This window comes from Poseidonibacter ostreae (genome assembly GCF_009208075.1).
Lineage (GTDB): Bacteria > Campylobacterota > Campylobacteria > Campylobacterales > Arcobacteraceae > Poseidonibacter > Poseidonibacter ostreae.
Map to the genome: position 1 here is coordinate 38,820 of NZ_WFKJ01000009.1, position 24,725 is coordinate 63,544.

Consider the following 24,725-nt stretch of genomic DNA (forward strand, 5'->3'; position numbering starts at 1 on the left):
ATGATACTAAAAATTTATAGCTCAAATATAGCTACTCTTATCCTAAGAGAAAAAATTGTAATATAAGAAAATTTAAAAACTATAGGAAATATTATGAAATATGTTGGAGCACATGTAAGTGCAAGTGGTGGAGTATTTAACGCACCAATAAATGCAAAAGCAATAGGCGCAAAAGCTTTTGCTTTATTTGTAAAAAACCAAAGACAGTGGAAAGCTAAAGATTTAGAAACAAAAGTAATTGATAAGTGGTTTGAAGAGTTAGAAAAATCAGGGGTTCAAACAAAGCATATTTTACCTCATGATTCCTACCTTATAAATCTAGGACATCCAATAATTGAAAATAGAGAGAAATCGTATGATGGTTTTATTCATGAAATTGAAAGATGTGAGATTTTAAAGCTTGATAGGCTTAATTTTCATCCAGGTTCTCACCTTAGAAAGATTACTGAAGATGAGTGTTTAGATAATATTGCAGAGACATTAAATAGAGCAATTGATGCAACTAATGATGTTAAGCTTGTAATTGAAAACACTGCAGGTCAAGGAAGTAACTTAGGTTATAAGTTTGAACACTTAGCACATATTATTGATAAGATTGAAGATAAAAGTAGAATTGGTGTATGTATTGATACTTGCCATATGTTTACAGCTGGTTATGATATTCGAACAAGAGAAGCTTACGATAAGACATGGAGTGAATTTGATTCAATTGTAGGACGTGAGTATTTAATGGGAATGCATATAAATGATTCTAAACCAGAACTTGGAAGCAGAGTAGATAGACATGACTCACTAGGTGAGGGTAAAATTGGTTGGGATGCTTTTAAATTTATTATGAATGATGATAGAATGGATGATATTCCTCTTGTATTAGAAACAATAAATGAAGAGATTTGGGCGCAAGAAATTCAAGCGCTTTATGATTTAGTAGAAAAATAAATCTACTAAAGATATATATAAACTTTACAGTTTATATATATCAAATGTTGTATCGTTTTTATTCTCTTTTGCTTTATTAAACCAAATCAGAGCTTCTTTTTCATTTTTTGTAACTCCAAAAGCACCTTGTTTATAAATAGAAGCTAATTTACTTTGGGCAACTTTCATTCCTTTATTTGCAGAACTTTTCATAAGTCTTATACCCTCGTTTATATCTTTTTCTATAACAATTCCCTCAAAATAAAATCTTGATAATTGATAAGCTGCGTTGGCATCAATATTAGCAGTTTCTTTTAAATAGTTAAAAGACTTTTCTAAATCTTTTTCAACACCATCTCCTTTAAAGTATAAATACCCTAAAGGTAAGTTTGCATAAAAGTTTTTATTCTCTTTTGCTTTTTCTAGTAAAGTAAGTGCTTTTGGAAATTCGTTTTTCTCTGCATAATAAATTCCAAGTCTTAATTGAGCAACTGAGTTTTTATCCACGATTTTTTCATAGCATTTAAGTTTTGAATCTAGTTTTTCAAACTTACTACATGTATTAGCTTCTTGAAGTAATGTTTCTTTTTCAAACTTTACAGGGTCTTTGAAAAAACATCCATTAAAAGTAAGTACTACTATAAAAGTTAAAAGTATTGTTTTTATCATTTTATTTTATATCCCGTAAATTTTTCTAAGTAAACTATTACTTTTATCTTCATATTTTTCGTACCAAAACTTTGCTTTTTCTGGATTATCTTTTGTAATAAGACCATCTCTATATATTTTTGATAATTCATATTGAGCTTTTTTAACATTGTTATTTCCTGCAAAAGTTAAAAGCTCTATAGCCTCATCATAATCTTTTTTATTTATATAATAAAATGAAAGTTTATATGCAGCAATTCCATCAACATTATCAACATCTTTTAAAAGCTCAAGAGCTTTTTCTTGATTTTTTGGAATTCCATTTCCTTTATTATAAAGGTCAGCTAAAAGTGAATTTGCATAAAAGTTACCTTTTTTTTGTGCAATAGTATACTTTTGAAAAGCTTCTTGGTAATTCCCTTTTGAATATGCTATTACTCCTGAACGAAGCATTGCAATTGAGTTTTTATATGAAATTAAATCATAACAATCTGCTTCAAACTCTTTATTTGTACTTTTACACTCATTTGCTTGTGCAATCTCATTTGGCATAGTTTTTATTGCAGCTTCGTGATTAGCACATCCTATAAATAATAAAGAACTAATACTAGCAAGTAGCAATAATCTAAGACTTTTTTTTGACATGGTTTCCCTTTTATATTTCTCTTGTTTAAATTATGGGCTTATTTTACCTTTTTTTTTGTTCATAAATTGTTAAGAGATATTTATGTATGATTTAATCTATATAGGAGATATAATGATTTTTATTGGACTTTTTTTATTTATTGTATTTATAGTTATGGCTTTAAATATGTATGATAATTCGAACTTAGAAAAAATAGAAAATTATATTACAGAAAAAAAATGTAGTAATTATATTTATACAAAAGGTTCATACAAAGCATTATGTAAAGATGAACTACTAGAAATACCAAATAGTTTTAGTCTTGATATAAAAAAAGATAAATTAGAGTATAAATACAAAGATATACAGAGTATAGAAAAAGAAGATAAAAATATACTAATTAATGATAAAGACAAAATATCTTTTTCAAAAACCAAAGAAACAGATATCTTTTACATGCAATTAGAAGAAAAATTAAATAAACAGGATTAGAATAAATAATGAAAGAATTAATTGATTTTATAAAGTCAAAGAAGATAGAAGATACAAATTTTTATGCACAGTTAAAATGTACAAAAGAAGAAGCAATATTATTACAGTTTATTACAAAAGAGTATACACAAGGAAGAGATAGTTTAGTTGTTATTGATGTATTAAGTAAATTTTATGATACAGAAAAGTTTGAGCATTTAGAGAAACTAAATTTAATTAAATCCTTACTTGAATTTGGATGGTTAGTTCAAATATCATTTGATCAAATCAAATTAAATGAGATATCAAAACTAGAGTTATTAAACTCAAGTATTTCTTTATCAAGCTCATATTTAAAACTACTTGAAAATGGTTCAAATGATTTTGTGTTACCAGAAATTAAAAACTACTCAGACCACTTAGAATACCTACAAGACCAGTTTTTTAAAATAGATTTAGCGCAGCAATTAAATGTTGTAAAAAAGAACTTTGCTATAAATTCACCTAGTTCAAATAGATTAAAATCAAAGTTAGTATTACTAGAAAATAGAATTAAAGAGAGAATAAAAGTTACAAGCAACTCAATTATGCTAGAAGACTTTTTTAAAGAAAATGATTTAAAAGAGCAAGAGCAAACACTATTTTTAGCACTATTAAAAGAAGAGTACTCAGGAGGCGATGGTTCAATTAGAGATATGAACGCATTAATTGAATTAATCTCAAGTGATGATTATGAGAAGATTAAATATAGATCTTTACTAGAAGAGAGTTCAACTCTTGTAGCAAACTCACTAGTAGATTATGATGAGGTTTTAACAGCTTTTGGTGGAATTAATAGAAATTTCTATATTCCAGATGAGGTATTATATAAAATCTCACATCCAACTAAGAAAAAAACTAGAGGAACAAAAATAAAGCTTGATTCTATTATTAAAGAGCAAGATACTTTTGAGCTTATAAATACATCAAAAACACTTGAAGATGTTGTTTTAAATGACAAAACAAGAGAAACACTAAGTGCTTTATTAAAACAAGTGGATAAAGATGTAATAAACCGATTAAGACAATGGGGAATTAAAGATAAGAAAAAAGGGATTGAAGCAAAGATTATCTTTTATGGAGTAGCAGGAACTGGTAAAACATTAACAGCATTAGCAATGGCGAAATCTTTAAAAAAAGATGTACTTAGTTTTGACTGTTCAAAAATTTTATCTATGTATGTAGGTGAAAGTGAAAAAAATGTTAGAAGTATTTTTGATAAATATTATGAGTTAAGAGAGCAAACAAAATCAGAGCCAGTATTGTTACTAAATGAAGCAGACCAGTTTTTAAGCGGAAGAACTTCAGGAGCTGGAAGTGGAAGTGATAAAATGCATAATCAGATGCAAAATATTTTTTTAGAGCAAATAGAAAAGTTTGATGGCATCTTAATCGCAACAACAAATTTACTTGAAAATTTAGATAAAGCATTTTCAAGAAGATTCAATTATAAGATTGAATTTATTAAACCAAATAAAGCACAAAGACTTGAACTTTGGAAAAAACTACTTCCTTCAAATCTTCCTTTAAGCCAAAACTTCGATATTGATAAGTTAGCTACTTATGATTTGACAGGTGGGCAAATAGAGCTAATTATTAAAAATACTGCTTATAAAATAGCAGCTACAGCTGAGCCTATTTTTAATGTTAAGGATTTTGAAGAGCAAATTACAAAAGAACAAAAAGGGCAATTTGATAGTGAAAATAAAGTGGGGTTTTTCTAAAAATCTCATATTTATATTAGATTTTAACGTTAAAATATCTTTATAATTTTTATTTAAAACAATGATTATAGAGTGTTTCTTTTTGTACCATCTTATGAGTATCCTAAAAAAACACTTAAAAAATAAGCTTACTTTTAAAAGGTTAGATTATTATTTGCTTAAATTATTGTAAGTGGCTATTTATCACTAATTTGATAAAATATTAGTCATTATAAAGAAAACTTTTTTAAGGTTTAAAGGAAATATAATATGACACACATGGAATTTGCCCATCCTTATTTTGGTGCATTTGTGATGTTTATAGTAACATTCACTGCATTCGGTGCTACAGTATGGCTATCACGGTATATTAGTAGAAAAATAGCACGTCTAGATACAGAAAAATTAAAGACTACATTATATGAATGTGGACCAGAAGTTACAAAACAACCTAATACAATATCAACACAATTTTATTTAATAGCACTATTATTTATTCTCTTTGATGTAGAAATAATTTTCATGTTTCCATGGGCTGTTAACTTTAAGTTATTAGGATGGTTTGGATTTGTAGAAATGTTACTATTTATCACACTATTATCAATCGGATTTTTATACGCATGGAAAAAAGGAGCCCTTGAATGGCACAGCATAAAGTAAATTATTTACAAGATGGTGGCGCACCAATTAAATTAACAACTATTGATAAGTTAGTTAATTTTGGTCGTTCAAACTCACTATGGCCAATGACTTATGGATTAGCATGTTGTGCTATTGAAATGATGGCAACAGGAGCATCTAGATATGACTTCGATAGATTTGGTACTATTTTTAGAGCAAGTCCAAGACAATCTGATGTATTAATAATCGCAGGAACTCTTACAAAAAAACATGCTGAGTTTATGAGAAGATTATATGACCAAATGCCAGACCCAAAATGGGTAATCTCAATGGGTTCATGTGCAAATACTGGAGGTATGTTTAATACTTATGCAACAGTACAAGGTGCAGATAGAATTATTCCAGTTGATATTTATCTTCCAGGATGTGCTCCAAGACCAGAAACACTACAATACGCACTTATGACACTTCAAAGAAAAATCAGAAAAGAGTCAATTTTTAGAGCTCATAAGAAAAAAAGGTTAGTGTAATGAGAAAATATACGCCAAAAGATAATGTTCAAAGACAAGCACCTTTTTCAGATAGATTCTTCGTAAGTCCAAGTGTTCCTAGACTAGATATAAATTCAGATGAAATTTTTTCAAAAGATTATGAATCTTTTTGTAAATCATTTAAAGTAGAAGATGCTTATATTGAACATACTCATCTTGTATTGAATGTTGATAAAAATGATATTGTAGAAATCATGAAGTTTTTAAGTGAAGAACTAGAGTATGACATGCTTATGGAAATGTCTGCTATTGATTATCTAGCAGCTAAAGATGGATATGAATTATTTTATGAAATGCTTTCACTTTCAAAACACAAAAGACTTAGAATCAAATGTTTCTTAAACAAAAATGATACAGTTGAATCTGTTACTTCAGTATTTGATTCAGCAAACTGGTCTGAGAGAGAAATGTACGATATGTTAGGTGTTAAAGTTTTAAATCATCCTAATATGAAAAGAATTATTATGCCAGATGATTGGTATGACCACCCATTAAGAAAAACTTACCCGCTTCAAGGTGATGAGGCTGCATCATGGTATGAAGTTGATAAAATCTTTGGAAAAGAAGCTAGAGATGTAATAGGACCAGAGCAAAGAGATCCTGCTGCAATTGATAGATATGACACAGAACGATTTGCAAGACTAGGACATGAGGTTCCATTTCAAACTGATATTACTGAATTTGAACCTGAAACGCCAATCTCTTATCAAGAAGAAGATAGCTCAAAAATTATGAAAACTTTAAAACCTGAAGAATCAGTTGTTTTAAAAAGAAGAAGGTAATAGTATGCAACAACCAAATAGATTAAAACCTTTCTTTGAAAATATTAACTTCGAGAGAGAAGATAATACAATGATGGTGAACTTCGGACCACAGCATCCATCAGCTCATGGACAATTAAGACTTATTTTAGAACTACAAGGTGAAGAAGTAGTAAAATCTCGACCAATGATTGGATACCTTCACAGAGGTATGGAAAAAATGGCTGAGAATATGATTTATAATGAATTCTTACCAACAACAGATAGAATGGATTATATTGCAGCAACTTCAAATAACTATGGTTATGCCTTAGCTATTGAAAAACTTCTAGGTATTGAAGCTCCAAGACGAGCTGAAATTATTAGAACAATGCTTTTAGAATTAAATAGAATCACTTCTCACCTTTTCTGGTTAGCAACACACGCACTTGATGTTGGTGCAATGTCTATGTTCCTTTACTGCTTTAGAGAAAGAGAATATGCAATGGACTTAATTGAAGATTATTGTGGGGCAAGATTAACGCATAGTGCTGTTAGAATTGGTGGAGTTCCTTTAGACTTACCATCAAATTGGATTGCTGATTGTTTATCATTCCTAGATATTTTAGAGACAGAAATTAAAAAATATGAAGGTCTTTTAACAGAAAATAGAATCTGGAAAATGAGACTTGAAAATGTAGGTATTATTACTCCTAAAATGGCAAAATCTTGGGGATGTTCAGGTATTGCTTTAAGAGGAAGTGGTATCAAATGGGATTTAAGAAAAGAGATGCCTTACGGTATTTATGATGAATTAGATTTTGATGTTCCAATTGCAGAGACTTGTGATTCTTATGGAAGATATAAAATTTGTATTGAAGAGATGTATCAATCTTCAAGAATTTTAAAACAATTAGTTCCTATGTATGAAAAAAGTGAATCTCAATTAATGGCTCATGCGCCAAATTACATTTCAGCTCCAAAAGAGCAAATAATGACTCAAAACTATTCTTTAATGCAACACTTTGTTTTAGTAACTCAAGGTATGAGACCACCTGTTGGTGAAGTATATGTAGCAACTGAATCACCAAAGGGCGAACTAGGTTATTATGTTGTTAGTGATGGAAGTCCTTATGCATATAGAATGAAAATTAGAACACCAAGTTTTCAGCATACTGCATTATTAGAAGAGATACTTGTTGGATTACAATTAGCTGATGTTGTTACATTAATCGGAAACTTAAACATAGTTTTCGGTGAGATTGATAGATAAGGGGAAGCATTATGAAAAGATTTGATTTAAGACATTTAAAAAATGATTTCTATGACAGAATGCTTGAACTGCTCGATAAGCAAATTCAAGATGGTGAAAATGCAATTATTATATTTGAAATTGGAGATTTTGAAAATGTTCAAAAATCCGCAGATGTAATATATGAAGCTGGATATACATTAATGAACTCAATTAAATTTACAGAAGTTGATTGGACATTAGTTATAAAAAAAGTTGCACCAGAACCTAGAGTTGTTGAAGAAGAAGCTAAAGAGGAAGTGAAATAATGAATAAAAAAGAACTAATCTCTAAAAGTGATTTCATTCTTTCTTTAGGAACAATGCTTTCTAATAATAAAGAAGAGGTAAGAAATTCAATTATTGAATCAATTGCAAAAACAAATGCGCAATTTGTTTATATGCACCCAATTGATAATATTGATTTAAAACTTTATTATACTCAATTTATAAAATATGAAGCAGGAAGTGAAGAGGGTATTTTAGCCTTAATCCTTGATGCTTTTGTAAAAGAATCTACTAGTGATATTCAAAAATATATAAATGATTTAGATTTAGGTTATATCTCTGCTGAAAGTTCTGCTGGAGAAGAAGAGTTTGAAGAAGCTTATGAAAACTCAAAAGAATCTCAATTTAAAACATTAATTATTGGTGATGATTTAATTGAACATCCAAGAGTTGAAAATATAGTAAAACTTCTTAGTATCATAAAAAAATACACAGATTTTAATCTAATTGTTTTAGATAACGATTTTGAAGAAAAAATAGACTCATGTGATAACTTTGATTTAGAAGAAGTAGAAGATTTAAAATCTTTTGATGGAACTGTAGTATATAGACTTATTGAAGATGAATCTACTGAAGATTTAATAGTAAGTGCTTCTTTTTCAAGAATCGCAAAAGTAGCTAACAAAGATGAAGTATATTTAAACTATAAAACTTCAAAAGTAAAAAAGAGTATTAAAGTTGATGAAAAATTACATGGAACAATCGCAATTGCTAAAATTACAGATTCTAATGAAGAAATTTTCACTAACTATAGATACAAACAAGTAAAAATAGAAAAGGTTGATGCATAATGAGTGATATGATTACATTAACAATTGATGGAAAGCAAGTAGAAGCTAAAGATGGTGAATCAATCTTAAATGTAGCTCGTGCAAATGATGTATTTGTTCCAGCTGTTTGTTATTTAACAAGATGTTCACCAACACTTGCTTGTAGATTATGTTTAGTTGAAGCTGATGGAAAACAAGTATATGGTTGTAATACAAAAGTAAAAGCTGATATGGAAGTGGTTACTGAAACTCCTACAATTGCAAAAGAAAGACGTGCAATTATGGAAGTTTACGATGTAAATCATCCATTACAGTGTGGTGTTTGTGACCAAAGTGGTGAGTGTGAATTACAAAACTATTCATTATATATGAAAGTTGATTCACAAAGCTATAGTATAAAAGATGTTCATAGACCAACTGCACATTGGGGAGTTATGAATTATGACCCAGGTTTATGTATTGTATGTGAAAGATGTGTAACTGTATGTAAAGATATGGTTGGTTCAAACGCACTTAGTACAGTAAAAAGACCATCAGATGCAATTGAAAAGACTTTTAAATCTGAAATGCCAAAAGATGCATATGCAATGTGGAATAAACTTAATAAGTCACTTATTGGTTATGATGCTGATGCATGTACTGATTGTGGTGAGTGTATAGCTGCTTGTCCTGTCGGAGCTTTAGTTTCACATGACTTCCAATATACATCAAACTCTTGGGAATTAAAAAAGATTCCAGCTGCAAATTCACACTCAAGTGATTGTGCTTTTATTTATTATGAAATAAAACAAGATTCAATTGATAATCACGAAACAAAAAGAATTTATAGAGTTACAAATGAACCTCATTATTCAACATTAAATGGTGCGGGAAGATTTGCTTATGATTTTGATAATAAAGTACAGACAAAAGATACAACTGCATTTATAAATGCAATTGAAGCGTTTAAAAAAGCAAAAACAATTAAGTTCAATTCATTTATTACAAATGAAGAAGCATTGCTTTTACAAAAAATATCAGATAAAACTGGTGCAAAATTAGTAAATGAAGATGCAAGACTATATCAAGAGTTTTTATCTAACTACTCAAGTACTGCAGGAAATTCTTTATACTCTTCAACACTAACAGCTGTGCATGATTCAAACTTTGTAATTTCTGTTGGTTCTTATTTAAAATCTGATTTACCAAATGCAAGATATGCATTAAATAACTCCGTTATTATGAATAAAGGTGCTGCTTTATACTTCCACCCAATTGCAGATCCAGTTATGGAAAAAATTGGTAAAAAAGGAAAAACAACAGATTTTATTTACCATGATGCACTAGCTCAAGAATCAATTCTTTATTTTATTCTTTATAAGTTTGGAAAAGAATTACCTGAAAATGTTAAAACATATATTGACTCTTTAACTGAAACTAGAACAAAAACAGTAACTGAAACTATTAAAGAAAAAGTTGTTGAAATTGTAAAAGATGAAGAAACTGGTGAAGAAAAAGAAGTTTCTAAAATGGTTCCTAAAAAAGTTTCTAAAGAAGTTGAGTTTGAATATATTTCACTTTTAGAAGACTTTGGGAAAGATGAATCATTTATTGAACTAATTGATACAATGCTTGCTAAAAAAGACACTTACTCTTTAATGGTTGGTGAAGATTTAATCACTCATCCAAATGCAGCAAACTTAGCAAAATTATGTGGTCTTATTTCTAGATGTACAGATTTTGATGTTGTGATTATTCCAACATCTACAAATACATTAGGTGTTTCGCAAATCTGTACACTTTCAAAGCAAGAAGAAGGCTTTACAGTTGGATATAACGAAGCAGCAGATTTCCAACTTTCAGCACTTGGTGATGGAGATTTAGATATTCCAGCACTTAACCAACAAGAAGGTACTTTTACAAATATTGACCAAAAAATTATTCCTACAAATGCAGCAGTTGGATTTAAAGGCTATGCTTTAAATAATATTGCAAATATGATTTTAGATGTTGATGTAGAATACACAATTGATTATACATCGCAGCTTCCTGTATCAAAAGGTTATCAAGCTGTAGAGTTTGATGATTTACCAAATATGTTTGGAAATGATAGAGTTGAATATAGAGGTTATGATTTAAAAGCTAATGAAATAGAGTTTAATGATGAAGTTAAAGAAATTACTTCAAAGAAATTAGAAGTAAATGAAAATGAAATTGTAATTTACAAAGCTAATCCAATTAATCAATTTAATGAATTTACTGCAATGTCTCATGAATTTAAAGATGAACTTCAATCAGGTATTTTCTTCTCAACAGCAATGTTTGAGAAGTTAGAATTAGAAGCTGGAAGTAAAGTAAAAGTAAGTGCAAATAATGAAACTTTAGAACTAGAAGCATTTACTGATATTCAAATTACTGGTGAAATTGCTTATGTTTCTACATTTGATAAAAACTCTGCATCTAAAGCTTTATTTGATACTTTTAGATTCAATACAGCAGTAGTAGAAAAGGTATAATATGGAAACAAGTATTATAATAGAAACAATTATCAAAGTAATAGTAGTTTTAACAGTATTTTCAGCGCTTGCAGGATTTACAACTTATATTGAAAGAAAAATATTAGCATTTATGCAACGAAGACTTGGTCCTACAAATGTTGGTCCTTATGGTCTTTTACAAATTGCAGCAGATGGTATTAAACTTTTTACAAAAGAAGATTTTATTCCAGCAAATGCAAATAAACCTATCTTTATGATTGCCCCAATCATCACAGCAGCAACAGCATTTATTTCAATGAGTGCTATTCCTTTTTTCCCAGAATTTGAGATGTTTGGTTATACCGTAAGACCAATTATAAGTGATATTAATGTGGGTGTTTTATTTGTACTATCAGTTGGTGGTGTTGGACTTTATGGACCATTATTAGGTGGTATGAGTTCTGCAAATAAATGGGCACTACTTGGAGGTGCTAGAACTGCAATACAACTTTTATCTTATGAAGTAGTTTCAGGTCTTTCACTTTTAGCTCCTTTAATGATGGTTGGAAGTTTATCTTTAATTGATATTAATAACTATCAAGCAGGTGGAATTTCAAATTGGATTGTTTGGTCTCAACCATTAGCATTTGTTTTATTTGTTATTGCAGGTTTTGCTGAAACAAATAGAACACCATTTGATTTACTTGAGCATGAAGCAGAATTAGTTGCAGGTTATGCAACTGAGTATTCTGGTATGAGATGGGGTATGTTCTTTATTGGTGAGTATGCAGCATTATTTACAATTGCTTTCTTAACTGCACTAATTTTCTTAGGTGGATTTGAGCCATTATGGTTTATTCCAGGTGGATTAGCAATTGTACTAAAAGTAATGTTCTTGATTTTCTTATTCTTATGGACAAGAGCATCTTGGCCACACATTAGACCAGATCAATTAATGTGGTTATGTTGGAAAATATTAATGCCTTTAGCACTACTAAATATTTTAGTTACTGCTTTAGTGATAATGATTTAGGGGAGAGTTATGGGATTCGAAGAATTTAAAAATAGAAACATATCAGAAGACTATGTAGTAGTTCAAGAAGATAATTATCCTAAAACATCTTGGGACACATTTAAGCAAGTAGTTACAAGATCTGTAAAGGGTGAATTATTTACAGGTTTAAAAATTACATTTAAGATGATGACAGGTGCTTTATTTAATGGTGAAATGGCAACTGTTCAATATCCAGCAGAAAAACTGCCAATAGGTCCACGATATAGAGCGGTACATAGATTACTTGTATTATTAGAATCAGGTGAAGAAAGATGTATTGGTTGTGGATTATGTGAAAAAATTTGTATTGCAAATTGTATTAGAATGGAAACTAGAGTTGATGAAAACTCTAGAAAAGAAGTTTTAGAATATACAATTAATATGGGTAGATGTATTTTTTGTGGTTACTGTGCAGAAGTTTGTCCAGAGCTTGCAATTGTTCATGGAGGAAGATATGAAAATGTTTCAGAACAAAGAGCATCTTTCTCACTTAAAGAAGATATTTTAACACCATTTGATCAGTTAAACCAACAAACAGAGTTTGCTGGTTTTGGTTCAGTATCACCAGATGCTGATGAAAAAATTAAAAAAACACCATTGTCGTACTAAGGAGTATAGATGTTTGAAATAGTAGCTTTTTGTCTGTTTTCAGTTTTAACTATAACTATGTTTAGTATTACAGTATTAACAAGCAATGCTTTATATGCGTTAAGTTCATTAGCAGCGGGAATGATTTTTATATCTGCATTTTTCTTTTTATTAAATGCAGATTTCCTAGGTGCTGTACAAATCGTAGTTTATACTGGTGCGATTATGGCACTTTATGCCTTTGGAATGATGTTCTTTGATTCATTATCTGAAGTAAAAGAGAAGGTTAAAAATCCAAGATTAGTATTTTTATTATCAGGAATGGTAGCTTTAATTGTTGTAGTTATTTTTATCTCACCAATTTTAGGTGAAAATATTGATGCAAACTTACCAATTAATCCAAGTTATGGAAATACAGTAGATGTTGGTTTAGTATTATTTACTAAATACTTAGTTCCTTTTGAAGTTGCTGCAATTATGTTATTAATTGCCATGATAGGTGGAATTGTATTAGCAGGAAAGAAAATGGAAGTATCATATTCTGATATGACTGAAGAAGAAATTGATGCACATATTGAAGCTCAAAATGAGTTAGAAGCATCAAAAAAGGATGTTAAATGACACTTAACGCTTATTTGATATTATCAACACTTTTATTTTGTATTGGATTAGTTGGAGTATTAAGAAGAAAGAATGTTTTAATGCTTTTCTTCTCAACAGAAATTATGTTAAATGCAGTAAATGTTGGGCTTGCAGCAATTTCTAAATTCCATGGAGATTTAGCAGGGCAAATGTTTGCTTTCTTTATTATTGCAGTTGCTGCTAGTGAAGTTGCTATTGGATTAGGTCTTTTAATTCTTTGGTATAAAAGAACAGGTTCTATTAACTTAGATGATATTGCTAAGATGAAGGGGTAGTAATGGAAAAATATGTATATATAGCACTTTTTGCCCCACTAGTTGGTTCTTTAGTTGCTGCTTTATTCTCAATGAGAGGAAAGATTGCCTTTACAGGATGGTTTACATCATTTATGTTAGCTGTTTCAATGTTTGCATCTTTAAATCTTCTATCATTTATTTATTCAACAGATACAGTTTTAAATATAACTCTATTTCAGTGGATAAAAGCAGGTAATTTAAATATTCCTTTTGGTTTTATTATTGACCATGTAAGTGTTGTGATGATGACAGTTGTAACTGTGGTTTCAACAATGGTTCATATTCACTCAATTGGTTATATGGAAAATGATGAAGGTTTTAATAGATATTTCTCTTATCTTTCAGCTTTCGTTTTCTCAATGCTTGTTCTTGTAATGAGTGATAACTTTGCTGTTCTTTTCATTGGATGGGAAGGTGTTGGAGTTTGTTCATGGCTATTAATTGGATTCTGGTATAAAAAAGAATCAGCATCATGGGCAGCTAATGAAGCCTTTATTATGAATAGAGTGGGAGATTTAGGTCTTCTTCTTGGTATGTTCTTAATTTACTGGAATTTAGGTTCGTTACAATATTCACATGTATTTGAAAATATTGCAAGTTTAGAAACTAGTACTATTGCATGGATTGGAATACTATTATTCGTAGGAGCAATGGGTAAATCAGCGCAATTCCCATTACATACATGGCTAGCAGATGCGATGGAGGGACCAACTCCTGTTTCTGCATTAATTCATGCAGCAACTATGGTAACAGCTGGTGTTTATTTAGTAGTACGTGCAAATGAATTATATGTATTAGTTCCTGAAGTTGGATATGCAATTGCTTGTTTAGGTGCATTTGTTGCAATATTTGCTGCATCAATGGCACTTGTTCATAATGATATGAAAAGAATTATCGCTTACTCAACACTATCTCAACTTGGATATATGTTTGTTGCTGCTGGTCTTGGAGCTTATTGGGTTGCATTATTTCACCTTGTAACTCATGCTTTCTTTAAATCAGTATTATTCTTAGGTGCTGGTAATGTTATGCATGCTATGAATGATGAACTTGATATTAGAAAAATGGGTGGATTACATAGTAAAATGAAATCAACTTCAATTATTATGACAATTGCATCTGTTGCTCTTGCTGGTATTTTCCCTCTTGCTGGTTTCTTCTCAAAAGATAAAATCTTAGAAGCAGCCTTTAATGGTGATGCTTATTTCTTATGGTTAATTTTATGGATAACAGCAGGTTTAACAGCATTTTATTCATTTAGATTAGTAATGAAAGTTTTCCATGGAGAACAAAACTATTCAAATGAAGATTTCCATCCTCATGAAGCAAAAAGTTTTGTAATAGCTGCAATGATTCCTCTTGCTATTTTAGCAGTAATTGCTGGATGGTTTGAGCATGCATTTATAGATTTTGTTACTAAAACTTTACCAACTTGGGAAGCTAGTAATACTGCATCTTCAACAGTTTGGATTTTAATTCTTGTAACAAGTGCAGTTGCCATTGCTGGTATTGCTTATGCAGTTATTAAATATAGAAATGGTGGATTTAGTAAAGAATGGGAAAATAAAGGGATTTATAAACTTTTATCAAACCAATATTATATTCCTCATTTCTATGAAAACTTTATTACAAAACCATATCATCAGCTTTCAGTTTGGGTATTTGAAGTTATTGAAATAAAAATGATTGACAATACAATTGAGGGAATTGCAAGATTAATTAATAAAGCTGGTGGAAAAGCTAGAGTTATTCAATCAGGTAATTTATCATCATCATTAAGACTTATGGTTTTAGGATTAATTTTAGGATTAGTTTTAGCTTTAGTGTTATCGTTATTTGGAGGAGTTAAGTAAATGGAAAATATCTTATCAATGCTGATATTTTTTCCAGCAGTAGCAGCAACTGTAGGATTTATGATTCATAAAGATTCTATGAGACAGTTTGGTGTAGTTGTTACTATTGTTGAGTTTGTATTAGCTCTTTTATTATGGTATCACTTTGATACTAATGTTGCACAAATGCAGTTTGTTCAAACATTCCCACTTATTAGCTCTTATGGTATTAATTATGTGGTTGGAATTGATGGTGTTTCATTATTCTTAATTATTATGATTACGTTTATGACGATGATATCTGTAATTGGATTAACAGAAAAAAGAGCAGTTAAAAACTTAATTATTACAATTCTTTACCTTGAAATGACAATGGTTGGAGTTTTTGTATCTTTAGATTTAATTATGTTCTATATTTTCTGGGAACTTACACTTATTCCAATGTTTTATATTATTGGTTTTTGGGGTGCAGAGAGAAGATTCCACGCAGCTATTAAGTTCTTCTTATATACATTTATAGGTTCACTAATTATGCTTATTGGTATGTTATATTTTGGATATATTTACCATGAAACTACTGGTGTTTGGAGCTTCAATTTACTTGATTGGTATAGTGTTGTTTTACCATTTGATGTTCAATTATGGCTATTTATTGCTTTCTTCTTTGGTTTTGCAGTTAAAGTACCTATGTTTCCTTTCCATACTTGGTTACCTCTTGCACACAGTCAAGCGCCAACTATTGGTTCTATTGTATTAGCAGCTGTATTACTTAAAATGGAAACTTATGGATTTATTAGATTCTCACTTCCACTGTTTCCAGATGCGAGTGTATACTTTATGCCATTTATGGCAACGCTTGGAATCATTGCTATTATTTATACGGCAATGGTGGCTTATGCGCAAGAAGATATGAAACAAATGATTGCATACTCTTCAATTTCACATATGGGTGTAATTATTCTTGGAGTATTTGCATTAAATGCTGAGGGGATTTCAGGAGCAGTATTCTTAATGATTGGACATGGTGTTGTATCAGGAGCACTATTTATGAGTGTTGGTGTACTTTATGATAGAAGAAAAACTAAGATGATTAAAGAGTTTGGTGGATTAGCTAAAAATATGCCAATGTTCGCATTAGTTTATGCGGTTGTATTAATGGCTTCAATTGGTTTACCTTTAACAATTGGGTTTGTTGGAGAGTTTTTATCTCTTCTTGGATTCTTTAAAGTTTCACCAATCTTAACATTTGTTGCATCTTTAACTATTGTATTAAGTGCTGTATATATGTTATCAATGTATAAAAGAACATTCTTTGGAGAATTAATAAAAAAAGAGAATAAAGATATGAAAGATATTCATGGACGAGAGCTTCTAGCTTTAGGTTCACTAGTTTTCTTAATTATTTCATTAGGTGTTTATCCAAAAGTTATCTTAGAACCACTTGATATCTCAGTTCAAAAAGTTATAAAAATTATGGATGTAAAATCTGTAGAAGAGAGTACTAAAGAGAGACTTCGTTCTTTAAATTCAATTGGGGAGGTTAAATAATGGAACCTATTTCAATTAATATTGATTCTTTAAATTTAGGAACTTTAGCACCAATGCTTATTGCAATAATTGGGGCTATTAGTATTTTATTAACAGACCTTTTTAATAAAGAAAAACACAAATCTTTATATGTAGTTTTAGTTGTACTGTTTTTAGTATTTGATTTATTTACACTACTTGCATATAGCGGTGAACCAGATGGAATGTTTGATTTAATGCTTCTTGATGGTATTGCGATTTTATCTCAATGTATTATTATTTGTGGAGCTATTTTATTTATATTCTTATCTTTATCAAAACTAAGATTCCAAGAGTTTAGATATGCTGAGTTCTTTGCTCTTTATTTATTTACAATAGCAGGGTTCCAGTTTATGGTAAGTTCTGATTCTTTAATCTTAATCTTTGTTGGATTAGAAACAGCATCTTTATCTTTATATACAATGATTGCAATGCATAATAGAATGACATCAATTGAAGCTGCTGTTAAGTACTTTACAATGGGTGCACTTGCAGCTGCGTTCTTTGCTTTTGGTGCTATGATTTTCTACGGCCTTACTGGTTCATTAGATTTATCTCAAATCTCAGAAATAATTGTTCAAGAAAATTTCTTATCTAGTGAAAATTATGCAAACCATGTATTTGTTTTAACTGGATTTGTATTTATGTTTGCAGCTTTAGGATTTAAACTATCTTTGTTCCCATACCATGTATGGGTTCCAGATGTTTATAGAGGTTCAAGTTCTGCAATGGCTGGGTTCTTATCAGTTGTTCCAAAAATGGCAGGTTTTGTAGTTGCAATTAGATTCTTTGAAGTATTTATTGCAAGTGATGATATGATTATTAAAACTATGCTTTATACAACAATAGTTGCAACTATTACAATACCAAACTTAATAGCCCTACATCAAACAGATATTAAAAGAATGCTAGCATACTCTTCAATATCAAATGCAGGTATGGCAATGGCTGCTGTTTATATTGGAACTACACAAGCAACTACAGCACTATTTTTATACTGGATTTTATTTACAATAACTAACTTTGGTGCCTTTGGTATGTTGTGGTTAAATAGAGGGAAAGAGCAAAAAGATTATGAATCTCCATATACTTTTGAAAAGTATTCAGGATTAGTTCAAATTTCGCCATTTGCAGCTTCAATTTTAGCAATGTTCCTTTTTGCATTAACAGGACTTCCTCCATTTGCATTATTCTGGGGAAAAATGTATTTAGTTGCAAGTGCAGTAAATGCAGGTCAAATTGCACTTGCTGTAATTATTGTATTAAACTCAGCAATTGCTGCTTATTATTACTTAAGACCAATTTCTTATATGTTCTTAAAAGATCCAATTGAGGGTGCAAATAAGAAGTTTATGCAAAACGCATCAACACCAATGAAATCTGTAATTGGTTTATGTGTATTCCTTGCAATTGTTTCAGTTTTAGCAATAGAACCACTTTTACAAGTTATTACTTACTACGTTACAAACGCAGGGTTTTAGATAAATACTCTAAGCATTTAAGAATAAATACTTAAATGCTTAGAATTATTGTAAAATTAATTTATGAAAAAAATATTTCTTATATTAATCCTTTCTTCTGTATCACTATTTTCTAACACTTTAAATTTAACTCAAAATGATATTGTAATTTTAAAAAAACTAAAATCTCTTACAAATGATAAAATGATGAAATACTCATTAATGGCAATAGCTATAAAAGAGTCATCTTTAGGAAAATATGTAATAAACACTCAAAGTGAAGATTATGGTCTATTTCAAGCAAATATAAAGACTGTTTTAAAAAGACAAAAAGTAAAAGACAACTCTTATAATAGAAGTATTTATGCCCAAAAATTAATAAATGATGTCGGTTTTGCAACTGCAAATGCAATTATTGAATTAAAGTATTGGAGAAAGGTACATAAAGATAATTGGTTTAAAACTTGGTCAAGTTATAACACAGGGTGGAATTATAACAGTAAAACTGGAATTAAATATGCCACAAATGTATTTGATATTATTAAAAAACTAAAACTAGAGTACAAACTATAACCAAAAAATAAACCACAAACTGATACAATCACACTAATAAACTTTAAGGACTGCTTTTGAAGACTATAAGTGTTGCTCACTCACCGGATGCTGATGATATATTTATGTATTATGCGATTAAATTTGGTTGGGTTACTCCTAATGATACTAAATTCACTAATATTGCTGATGATATTGAAACATTAAACCAAGCTACTTTAAGAGGCGAATATGATATTTGTGCAATCTCTTTTGCACTTTATCCTTTCATAAAAGATGATTATGCCTTACTTAAGACTGCTGTTTCTTTTGGCGAAGGATATGGGCCAAAGCTTATAAAGAAAAAAGGTACTAGACTTAAAAAGAATTTTAAAGTTGCACTTAGTGGGGAATTTACTACAAATGGTCTTTTATTTAAAATAGCATACCCAAATGCAAGAATTACATATATGAATTTTTTAGATATTGAGCAGGCAGTTCTTGATGGAGTTGTTGATGCTGGTGTTTTAATTCATGAATCAATTTTAAACTTTAGTGATGAACTTGAAGTTGAGAAAGAATTATGGGATATATGGGTTGAATTAAGTGGTGGGGATTTACCTTTACCACTTGGTGGAATGTGTTTAAGACGTTCAATCCCACTTCATAGTGCAATTGATTATGAAAATACATTAATAAAAGCAGTTGATGTAGCTAATAAAAATAGAAAAGTATTAGCTCCAATGTTACTTGATAAAGGTCTTATCCGAGTAGATGCTGATACTTTAGATACATATTTAGACCTTTATGCAAATGATAATTCAGTTGAATTAAGTGACATTCAATATAAAGCTTTAGATAAGTTATTTGAATTAGGATATAAAAATGGGTTTTATGAAAACTTAATAAAATCGCAAGATTTTTTAATTCCAAGTCTTTATAAAGAATTAAGAGAAAAATAGAAAAAAATGGAAAACTATTTTAAAGAACTAGACTTTTCTAGATATTCATCTATTAAAATTGGACCTAAGGCAGAAGTTTTAGTAATAAATGAAATAGGTGAATACAAAGATTATCAAATCATGGGACGATGTAATAATACTTTAGTAGGTCCTGATCATCCAAAATTCGCAATTTTAGGTGAAGAGTTTGATTATATAAAGCAAGTTGGCGATTTACTTTATGTTGGTTGTGCTACAACTTCAGGTAAACTTTTAACATATACAAGAAATAATGATATTGCAGATTTAGAATTTTTAGCTAAGTTACCTGGAAATATGGGTGGTTTAGTTAAGATGAATGCAGGATTAAAATCTTGGGAAGTATTTAACTATGTTCATTCTATTAAAACAAAAGATGGATATATAAAAAAAGAAGATGTCGAATACTCATATAGACATACAAAACTTGAAGAAATAGTTTATGAAGTAGTATTTAATATCTCTTATGGTTTTTCGAAAGATAAACTAAAAGAGTTTAACAAAATGAGAGATAATCAACCTCATGTTCCAAGTGCAGGTTCATGTTTTATTAATCCTAAAGACGATTATGCTGGACGATTAATTGAAGCTATTGGACTAAAAGGTTTTGAAAAAGGAAATATGTCTTTTTCAAAGCAACATGCTAATTTTTTAGTAAATAATGGCGATGGAACATACGAAGATGCTGTATATTTAATCAACTTAGCAAAGAGTAAAATTAAAGAGCAGTTTAATATAGATATAAAAGAAGAAGTAATAATTTATTAGTAATATCATTTAATTTATGATAGAATGCAAAAATTTAAAATAATATAAGGTTTTTTTTAGTGAAGAATTTAGTAATAGTTGAGTCACCCGCAAAAGCGAAAACAATATCAAAGTTTCTAGGAAGTGATTACGTAGTAATGGCTTCTATGGGACATGTAAGAGATTTACCAAAATCAAAATTAGGCTTTGATCCAGACGATAATTTTAAACCTAAATACTTAATATCAACAGATAAAAAGAAAGTAATCACTGATTTAAAAAAACATATTAATAAAGACACAACAATCTACCTAGCGGCCGATGAGGATAGGGAAGGGGAAGCTATTGCTTGGCACTTAATCCCTGCACTTAAAATCGAAAACAATCCTATTAAAAGAATTGTTTTCCATGAGATTACAAAAGATGCAATTTTAAAAGCCTTAGAAAACCCTAGAGAAGTTGATCAACACTTAGTTGATGCTCAACAAGCAAGAAGAATACTTGACCGTGCAGTAGGATATGAACTTTCACCATTATTATGGAGAAAAGTTAGATATGGTTTAAGTGCTGGTCGTGTTCAAAGTGTTGCTGTTAAAATTATTGTAGATAGAGAGAATGAAATAAGAGCTTTTGTTCCAGAAGAGTATTGGAAAGTTAAATCAGAATTTTCAAATCCAGAGTTAAAATCAGAATTAGCAAAAATAAATGGTAAAACTGCAAAAATTAAAAATGAAGCACAAGCTAAAGAGATTGAAGCATCTATTAATATGGGCAATTTTGTATTAAATGATATTGAAGAAAAAGAGTCTAAAAGAAATCCAGCTGCTCCATTTACAACTTCAACACTTCAACAAGAAGCCAGTAGAAAGCTTGGTTATTCTGTTAAGCAATCTATGGTTATAGCACAACAACTTTATGAGGGTAATGTAGGAAATATCCCAGGACATACTGGTGGTTTAATTACATATATGAGAACAGATTCATTAAATCTTTCTAAAGTTGCAACAAGTGCAGCTAAAGAGGTTATTGAAGCTGAATATGGAAAAGATTATTCACTTAGTAAACCACGAACTTATAAATCAAAAGCAAAAGGTGCACAAGAAGCGCATGAGGCAATTAGACCTGTAAATTTAAGTTTAAAACCAAGTGATATTAAAGCATATGTAGATAGTGCGCAGTATAAACTTTACTCATTAATTTGGAAAAGAACACTTGCTACTCAAATGGCAGCGGCACAAATTGCAAATACAACATATAAAATTCAAGCTGGAAAAGATAAAGAGTATGAATTCCAAACAAAAGGTCAGAGAATCATTTTTGCTGGATTTATGAAAGCTTATACTGAAGGTAGTGATAATCCTGAAGCTGCTCTTGATAGTACAGAAAAAATTCTTCCAAGTATTAAAAAAGGAACAGTTTTAGATTTAGAAAAACTAGATTTAGAGCAGTTATTTACAAAACCACCAGCAAGATATACAGAAGCTTCATTAGTTAAAAAACTTGAAGCTGAGGGAATTGGACGACCATCAACTTATGCTCCTACAATTTCAACAATTCAACAAAGAGAATATGTTGTAAAAACAGAAGATAAAAAACTTACACCAACTCCAACTGGTGAAATTGTAAATAGTTTTTTATCAGACCACTTCTCAGATATTATAAACCTTGGCTTTACTGCAAAAATTGAAGAAGAGTTTGATGAAATTGCTGAGGGTAAAATTGCTTGGGAACAAGTAATGCAGGAGTTCTATGGTGGCTTTAAAAAGACTATTGAAGAGAAAGAAGAAACGGTAAATAAAGAAGATTATTTACAAATTAGAGAAATAGGAATAGATCCAAAATCTGGAAAACCAATGAGTGCAAGAGTTGGTAGATTTGGTCCTTTTGTTCAAATAGGAACTAAAGATGATGAAGAAAAACCTTTATTTGTAGCAATTCCAAAGCATTTAAATATGGATACTATTACTATGGATGAGGCACTATTTTTATTTACACTCCCAAGAGTTGTAGGACAAAATAAAGATGGGGAAGATATAAAAGCAAATATAGGAAGATTTGGTCCTTATTTACAAGTTAAATCTACATATTTCTCTTTAAAAGAAGATGACCCTTATAAAATTGAATTACCTCGTGCTTTAGAAGTTATTCAAGAATTAACAGAAGCAAAAGCAAAAGCAACTATAAAAGTATTTGAAAAAGAAAAAATTCATGTACTAATTGGAAGATATGGTGCTTATATCAAGCAAGGTAGAAAGAACTATAAAATTCCAAAAGGAAAAGTTGCAGAAGATTTAACACTTGAAGAGTGTGAAGAAATTATTGCAAAAGATCCTAAATCAAAAACTGCAGATAAAAAAGCTCCTGCTAAAAAAACAGCTGCAAAGAAACCTGCGGCTAAGAAAAAACCTGCTGCTAAGAAAAAACCTGCTGCAAAGAAAACTCCAGCTAAGAAACCTGCAACAAAAAAGCCTGTAGCTAAAAAAGCTCCTGCAAAAAAAGAAGCAAAGTAAATACAAATGAAAATTGGTATTCTCTCAGATAGTCACTTTAAAAGTGACTATACTAAAGAAGTAATTGATTTATTAAAAGAACAAAAATGTGAGTATTTAGTACATGCAGGAGATTTGTGTATTGAAAAAAATCTTCAACTTTTAGAAGAATCAAAACTTCCTTATGTAAGTGTTTTTGGAAATAATGATATGAGTTTATTCTCACTTTCAAATAAATATGTAATAAAACAAGAACCTTACTATTTTAAAATCAAAGAACATAAATTTAAACTAATGCATATGCCTTATCATTTAAGTCCTGATAGTGATATTGTGATTTTTGGGCATACACATATGTTTGAATGTGAATATAAAAACAAAACACTCTTTATAAATCCAGGTGAGGTTTGTGCACGAGAAAAACCTCATATTGAGTGTGCACTACTAGAAATTAATGAAAATGAGTATATAATCTCACACTATTTTAAAGATATAAATAAAAAAAATTATGAAAAAGAAGAATATAAATATGAACGATAAATTTAAAAATACTGATGAAATTTTTTTATGTGCTATTTGTAATGTAGAAAGTGGTACATGTAACGAAGACTGTAAGTTTTGTACTCAAAGTGTAAGATATAAAGCAGATATTCAAAGATACAAACTTAAAGAAATTGAACAAATTGTAAAAGAAGCTACAATTGCAAGAGAAAATGGTGCAGTAGGTTTTTGTTTAGTAACTGCTGGACTTGGATTAACTGATAAAAAGACTAAGTTTATAGCTCAAGCTGCTAAGGCTGTTAAAGCTGCAAATCTTGGACTTAGATTAATTGCATGTAATGGAACGGCTTCAGTTGAACAATTAAAAGAATTAAAAGCTGCTGGTGTTGATAACTATAATCATAACTTAGAAACATCAAGAGAATTCTATCCAAGTATTTGTACAACGCATCCTTGGGATGATAGATATCAAACTTGTTTAAATGTTAAAGAAGCTGGTTTACAACTAGTTTGTGGTGGAATTTTTGGAATGGGTGAAACTCAAGAAGATAGAATCTCTATGATTAAAGCTATTGCTTCATTAGATCCAATGAATGTACCTTTAAACTTTTTCCATCCAAATGAAGCTTTACCAATAGTTGAAAATACAATTACTAGAGAAGAAGCTTTTGATTTAATTGAATTATCAAGAGAAATGATTCCAAATGCACATAAAATTATGGTTGCAGGTGGAAGAGAATTAATGTTTGGTGAAGAGCAATATGAAATCTTTAATAGAGGTGCAAATGCATTTGTTATTGGTGATTACTTAACAACATCTGGTAAAACTCCAAAAGATGATGTTGAAGCTTTAGAAGCATTAGGTTTTAAAATAGCTAAACACGTAGTAAAAATGCCAGAGGAAAAGTAAGGTTAATTA

25 protein-coding genes are annotated in these 24,725 nt (G+C 29.8%); 23 read left to right on the forward strand and 2 right to left on the reverse strand.

Going from position 1 to position 24,725, the window contains the following annotated elements:
- Positions 1-93 precede the first annotated feature (93 nt).
- Entirely contained in the window at positions 94-939 is an 846-nt protein-coding gene (nfo, locus tag GBG18_RS04560; protein WP_152188813.1) for a deoxyribonuclease IV, read from the forward strand.
- A gap of 24 nt (positions 940-963) precedes the next feature.
- On the opposite strand, the gene GBG18_RS04565 is transcribed toward nfo, so the two are convergent.
- Together GBG18_RS04565 and GBG18_RS04570 are read right to left on the reverse strand one after the other, a co-directional pair.
- Positions 964-1,587, reverse strand: coding sequence for a tetratricopeptide repeat protein (locus GBG18_RS04565; protein ID WP_152188815.1), 624 nt, complete (start codon positions 1,585-1,587; stop codon positions 964-966).
- 6 nt (positions 1,588-1,593) lie between these two features.
- Complete coding sequence (locus GBG18_RS04570; RefSeq protein WP_152188817.1) at positions 1,594-2,211, reverse strand: tetratricopeptide repeat protein; 618 nt, start codon at positions 2,209-2,211, stop codon at positions 1,594-1,596.
- 112 nt (positions 2,212-2,323) lie between these two features.
- Here GBG18_RS04570 and GBG18_RS04575 point away from each other — a divergent pair, with 112 nt between their 5' ends.
- The 22 genes from GBG18_RS04575 to GBG18_RS04680 all read left to right on the forward strand — a co-directional run bounded on the left by GBG18_RS04575 (position 2,324) and on the right by GBG18_RS04680 (position 24,716).
- Positions 2,324-2,683, forward strand: a complete 360-nt coding sequence (locus GBG18_RS04575) for a hypothetical protein (RefSeq protein WP_152188819.1) — start codon at positions 2,324-2,326, stop codon at positions 2,681-2,683.
- An 8-nt stretch (positions 2,684-2,691) separates the two neighbouring features.
- The gene (locus GBG18_RS04580) at positions 2,692-4,425 is read left to right on the forward strand and encodes an ATP-binding protein (RefSeq protein ID WP_152188820.1); all 1,734 of its coding nucleotides are present in this window, start codon (positions 2,692-2,694) and stop codon (positions 4,423-4,425) included.
- 249 nt (positions 4,426-4,674) lie between these two features.
- A complete protein-coding gene (locus GBG18_RS04585) occupies positions 4,675-5,064 on the forward strand; it encodes an NAD(P)H-quinone oxidoreductase subunit 3 (protein WP_152188822.1) in 390 nt (129 codons plus the stop codon).
- A complete protein-coding gene (locus tag GBG18_RS04590; RefSeq protein WP_076088921.1) occupies positions 5,046-5,555 on the forward strand; it encodes a NuoB/complex I 20 kDa subunit family protein in 510 nt (169 codons plus the stop codon). The genes GBG18_RS04585 and GBG18_RS04590 overlap by 19 nt, the downstream gene beginning before the upstream one ends.
- Positions 5,555-6,358 carry an NADH-quinone oxidoreductase subunit C gene (locus tag GBG18_RS04595; RefSeq protein WP_152188824.1) on the forward strand — a complete coding sequence of 268 codons (804 nt, stop codon included), beginning with the start codon at positions 5,555-5,557 and terminating at the stop codon, positions 6,356-6,358. The genes GBG18_RS04590 and GBG18_RS04595 overlap by 1 nt, the downstream gene beginning before the upstream one ends.
- Positions 6,359-6,362: 4 nt before the next feature.
- A complete protein-coding gene (gene nuoD, locus GBG18_RS04600; protein ID WP_152188825.1) occupies positions 6,363-7,589 on the forward strand; it encodes an NADH dehydrogenase (quinone) subunit D in 1,227 nt (408 codons plus the stop codon).
- An 11-nt stretch (positions 7,590-7,600) separates the two neighbouring features.
- Entirely contained in the window at positions 7,601-7,876 is a 276-nt protein-coding gene (locus tag GBG18_RS04605) for an NADH-ubiquinone oxidoreductase subunit E family protein (protein ID WP_152188827.1), read from the forward strand.
- A complete protein-coding gene (locus GBG18_RS04610; protein WP_152188828.1) occupies positions 7,876-8,685 on the forward strand; it encodes a hypothetical protein in 810 nt (269 codons plus the stop codon). Before GBG18_RS04605 ends, GBG18_RS04610 begins: the two co-directional genes overlap by 1 nt.
- Positions 8,685-11,159, forward strand: a complete 2,475-nt coding sequence (locus GBG18_RS04615; protein WP_152188830.1) for an NADH-quinone oxidoreductase subunit G — start codon at positions 8,685-8,687, stop codon at positions 11,157-11,159. Before GBG18_RS04610 ends, GBG18_RS04615 begins: the two co-directional genes overlap by 1 nt.
- A gap of 1 nt (position 11,160) precedes the next feature.
- Positions 11,161-12,153: an NADH-quinone oxidoreductase subunit NuoH gene (gene nuoH / locus GBG18_RS04620; protein WP_152188832.1), complete on the forward strand. Its 993-nt coding sequence runs from the start codon at positions 11,161-11,163 to the stop codon at positions 12,151-12,153.
- Between the two features lie 9 nt (positions 12,154-12,162).
- A complete protein-coding gene (gene nuoI / locus GBG18_RS04625; RefSeq protein ID WP_152188834.1) occupies positions 12,163-12,783 on the forward strand; it encodes an NADH-quinone oxidoreductase subunit NuoI in 621 nt (206 codons plus the stop codon).
- 9 nt (positions 12,784-12,792) lie between these two features.
- Entirely contained in the window at positions 12,793-13,383 is a 591-nt protein-coding gene (locus tag GBG18_RS04630) for an NADH-quinone oxidoreductase subunit J (protein WP_152188836.1), read from the forward strand.
- The gene (gene nuoK, locus GBG18_RS04635; protein WP_152188837.1) at positions 13,380-13,679 is read left to right on the forward strand and encodes an NADH-quinone oxidoreductase subunit NuoK; all 300 of its coding nucleotides are present in this window, start codon (positions 13,380-13,382) and stop codon (positions 13,677-13,679) included. The genes GBG18_RS04630 and nuoK overlap by 4 nt, the downstream gene beginning before the upstream one ends.
- A 2-nt stretch (positions 13,680-13,681) precedes the next feature.
- Positions 13,682-15,553 carry an NADH-quinone oxidoreductase subunit L gene (gene nuoL, locus GBG18_RS04640; RefSeq protein ID WP_152188839.1) on the forward strand — a complete coding sequence of 624 codons (1,872 nt, stop codon included), beginning with the start codon at positions 13,682-13,684 and terminating at the stop codon, positions 15,551-15,553.
- Entirely contained in the window at positions 15,554-17,080 is a 1,527-nt protein-coding gene (locus tag GBG18_RS04645) for an NADH-quinone oxidoreductase subunit M (RefSeq protein ID WP_152188841.1), read from the forward strand.
- Positions 17,077-18,579 (forward strand): NADH-quinone oxidoreductase subunit NuoN, encoded by a 1,503-nt coding sequence (gene nuoN / locus GBG18_RS04650; protein ID WP_152188842.1) that lies wholly within the window; start codon positions 17,077-17,079, stop codon positions 18,577-18,579. The genes GBG18_RS04645 and nuoN overlap by 4 nt, the downstream gene beginning before the upstream one ends.
- Positions 18,580-18,642: 63 nt before the next feature.
- Complete coding sequence (locus tag GBG18_RS04655; RefSeq protein WP_152188844.1) at positions 18,643-19,131, forward strand: transglycosylase SLT domain-containing protein; 489 nt, start codon at positions 18,643-18,645, stop codon at positions 19,129-19,131.
- Positions 19,132-19,187: 56 nt separating this feature from the next.
- Positions 19,188-20,051 (forward strand): menaquinone biosynthesis family protein, encoded by an 864-nt coding sequence (locus GBG18_RS04660; RefSeq protein ID WP_152188846.1) that lies wholly within the window; start codon positions 19,188-19,190, stop codon positions 20,049-20,051.
- Between the two features lie 6 nt (positions 20,052-20,057).
- Positions 20,058-20,837, forward strand: coding sequence for a UDP-N-acetylmuramate dehydrogenase (locus GBG18_RS04665; protein WP_152188847.1), 780 nt, complete (start codon positions 20,058-20,060; stop codon positions 20,835-20,837).
- A 59-nt stretch (positions 20,838-20,896) separates the two neighbouring features.
- The gene (topA, locus tag GBG18_RS04670) at positions 20,897-23,326 is read left to right on the forward strand and encodes a type I DNA topoisomerase (RefSeq protein WP_152188849.1); all 2,430 of its coding nucleotides are present in this window, start codon (positions 20,897-20,899) and stop codon (positions 23,324-23,326) included.
- A 6-nt stretch (positions 23,327-23,332) separates the two neighbouring features.
- Entirely contained in the window at positions 23,333-23,845 is a 513-nt protein-coding gene (locus GBG18_RS04675) for a metallophosphoesterase family protein (protein WP_152188851.1), read from the forward strand.
- The gene (locus GBG18_RS04680; RefSeq protein WP_152188853.1) at positions 23,835-24,716 is read left to right on the forward strand and encodes a biotin synthase; all 882 of its coding nucleotides are present in this window, start codon (positions 23,835-23,837) and stop codon (positions 24,714-24,716) included. The genes GBG18_RS04675 and GBG18_RS04680 overlap by 11 nt, the downstream gene beginning before the upstream one ends.
- Positions 24,717-24,725 lie beyond the last annotated feature (9 nt).

Coding starts and splice junctions, on each gene's coding strand:
- nfo (WP_152188813.1), top strand. CDS start 94: ATGAAATATGTTGGAGCACATGTAAGTGCAAGTGGTGGAGTATTTAAC.
- GBG18_RS04565 (WP_152188815.1), bottom strand. CDS start 1,587: ATGATAAAAACAATACTTTTAACTTTTATAGTAGTACTTACTTTTAAT.
- GBG18_RS04570 (WP_152188817.1), bottom strand. CDS start 2,211: ATGTCAAAAAAAAGTCTTAGATTATTGCTACTTGCTAGTATTAGTTCT.
- GBG18_RS04575 (WP_152188819.1), top strand. CDS start 2,324: ATGATTTTTATTGGACTTTTTTTATTTATTGTATTTATAGTTATGGCT.
- GBG18_RS04580 (WP_152188820.1), top strand. CDS start 2,692: ATGAAAGAATTAATTGATTTTATAAAGTCAAAGAAGATAGAAGATACA.
- GBG18_RS04585 (WP_152188822.1), top strand. CDS start 4,675: ATGACACACATGGAATTTGCCCATCCTTATTTTGGTGCATTTGTGATG.
- GBG18_RS04590 (WP_076088921.1), top strand. CDS start 5,046: ATGGCACAGCATAAAGTAAATTATTTACAAGATGGTGGCGCACCAATT.
- GBG18_RS04595 (WP_152188824.1), top strand. CDS start 5,555: ATGAGAAAATATACGCCAAAAGATAATGTTCAAAGACAAGCACCTTTT.
- nuoD (WP_152188825.1), top strand. CDS start 6,363: ATGCAACAACCAAATAGATTAAAACCTTTCTTTGAAAATATTAACTTC.
- GBG18_RS04605 (WP_152188827.1), top strand. CDS start 7,601: ATGAAAAGATTTGATTTAAGACATTTAAAAAATGATTTCTATGACAGA.
- GBG18_RS04610 (WP_152188828.1), top strand. CDS start 7,876: ATGAATAAAAAAGAACTAATCTCTAAAAGTGATTTCATTCTTTCTTTA.
- GBG18_RS04615 (WP_152188830.1), top strand. CDS start 8,685: ATGAGTGATATGATTACATTAACAATTGATGGAAAGCAAGTAGAAGCT.
- nuoH (WP_152188832.1), top strand. CDS start 11,161: ATGGAAACAAGTATTATAATAGAAACAATTATCAAAGTAATAGTAGTT.
- nuoI (WP_152188834.1), top strand. CDS start 12,163: ATGGGATTCGAAGAATTTAAAAATAGAAACATATCAGAAGACTATGTA.
- GBG18_RS04630 (WP_152188836.1), top strand. CDS start 12,793: ATGTTTGAAATAGTAGCTTTTTGTCTGTTTTCAGTTTTAACTATAACT.
- nuoK (WP_152188837.1), top strand. CDS start 13,380: ATGACACTTAACGCTTATTTGATATTATCAACACTTTTATTTTGTATT.
- nuoL (WP_152188839.1), top strand. CDS start 13,682: ATGGAAAAATATGTATATATAGCACTTTTTGCCCCACTAGTTGGTTCT.
- GBG18_RS04645 (WP_152188841.1), top strand. CDS start 15,554: ATGGAAAATATCTTATCAATGCTGATATTTTTTCCAGCAGTAGCAGCA.
- GBG18_RS04655 (WP_152188844.1), top strand. CDS start 18,643: ATGAAAAAAATATTTCTTATATTAATCCTTTCTTCTGTATCACTATTT.
- GBG18_RS04665 (WP_152188847.1), top strand. CDS start 20,058: ATGGAAAACTATTTTAAAGAACTAGACTTTTCTAGATATTCATCTATT.
- GBG18_RS04675 (WP_152188851.1), top strand. CDS start 23,333: ATGAAAATTGGTATTCTCTCAGATAGTCACTTTAAAAGTGACTATACT.
- GBG18_RS04680 (WP_152188853.1), top strand. CDS start 23,835: ATGAACGATAAATTTAAAAATACTGATGAAATTTTTTTATGTGCTATT.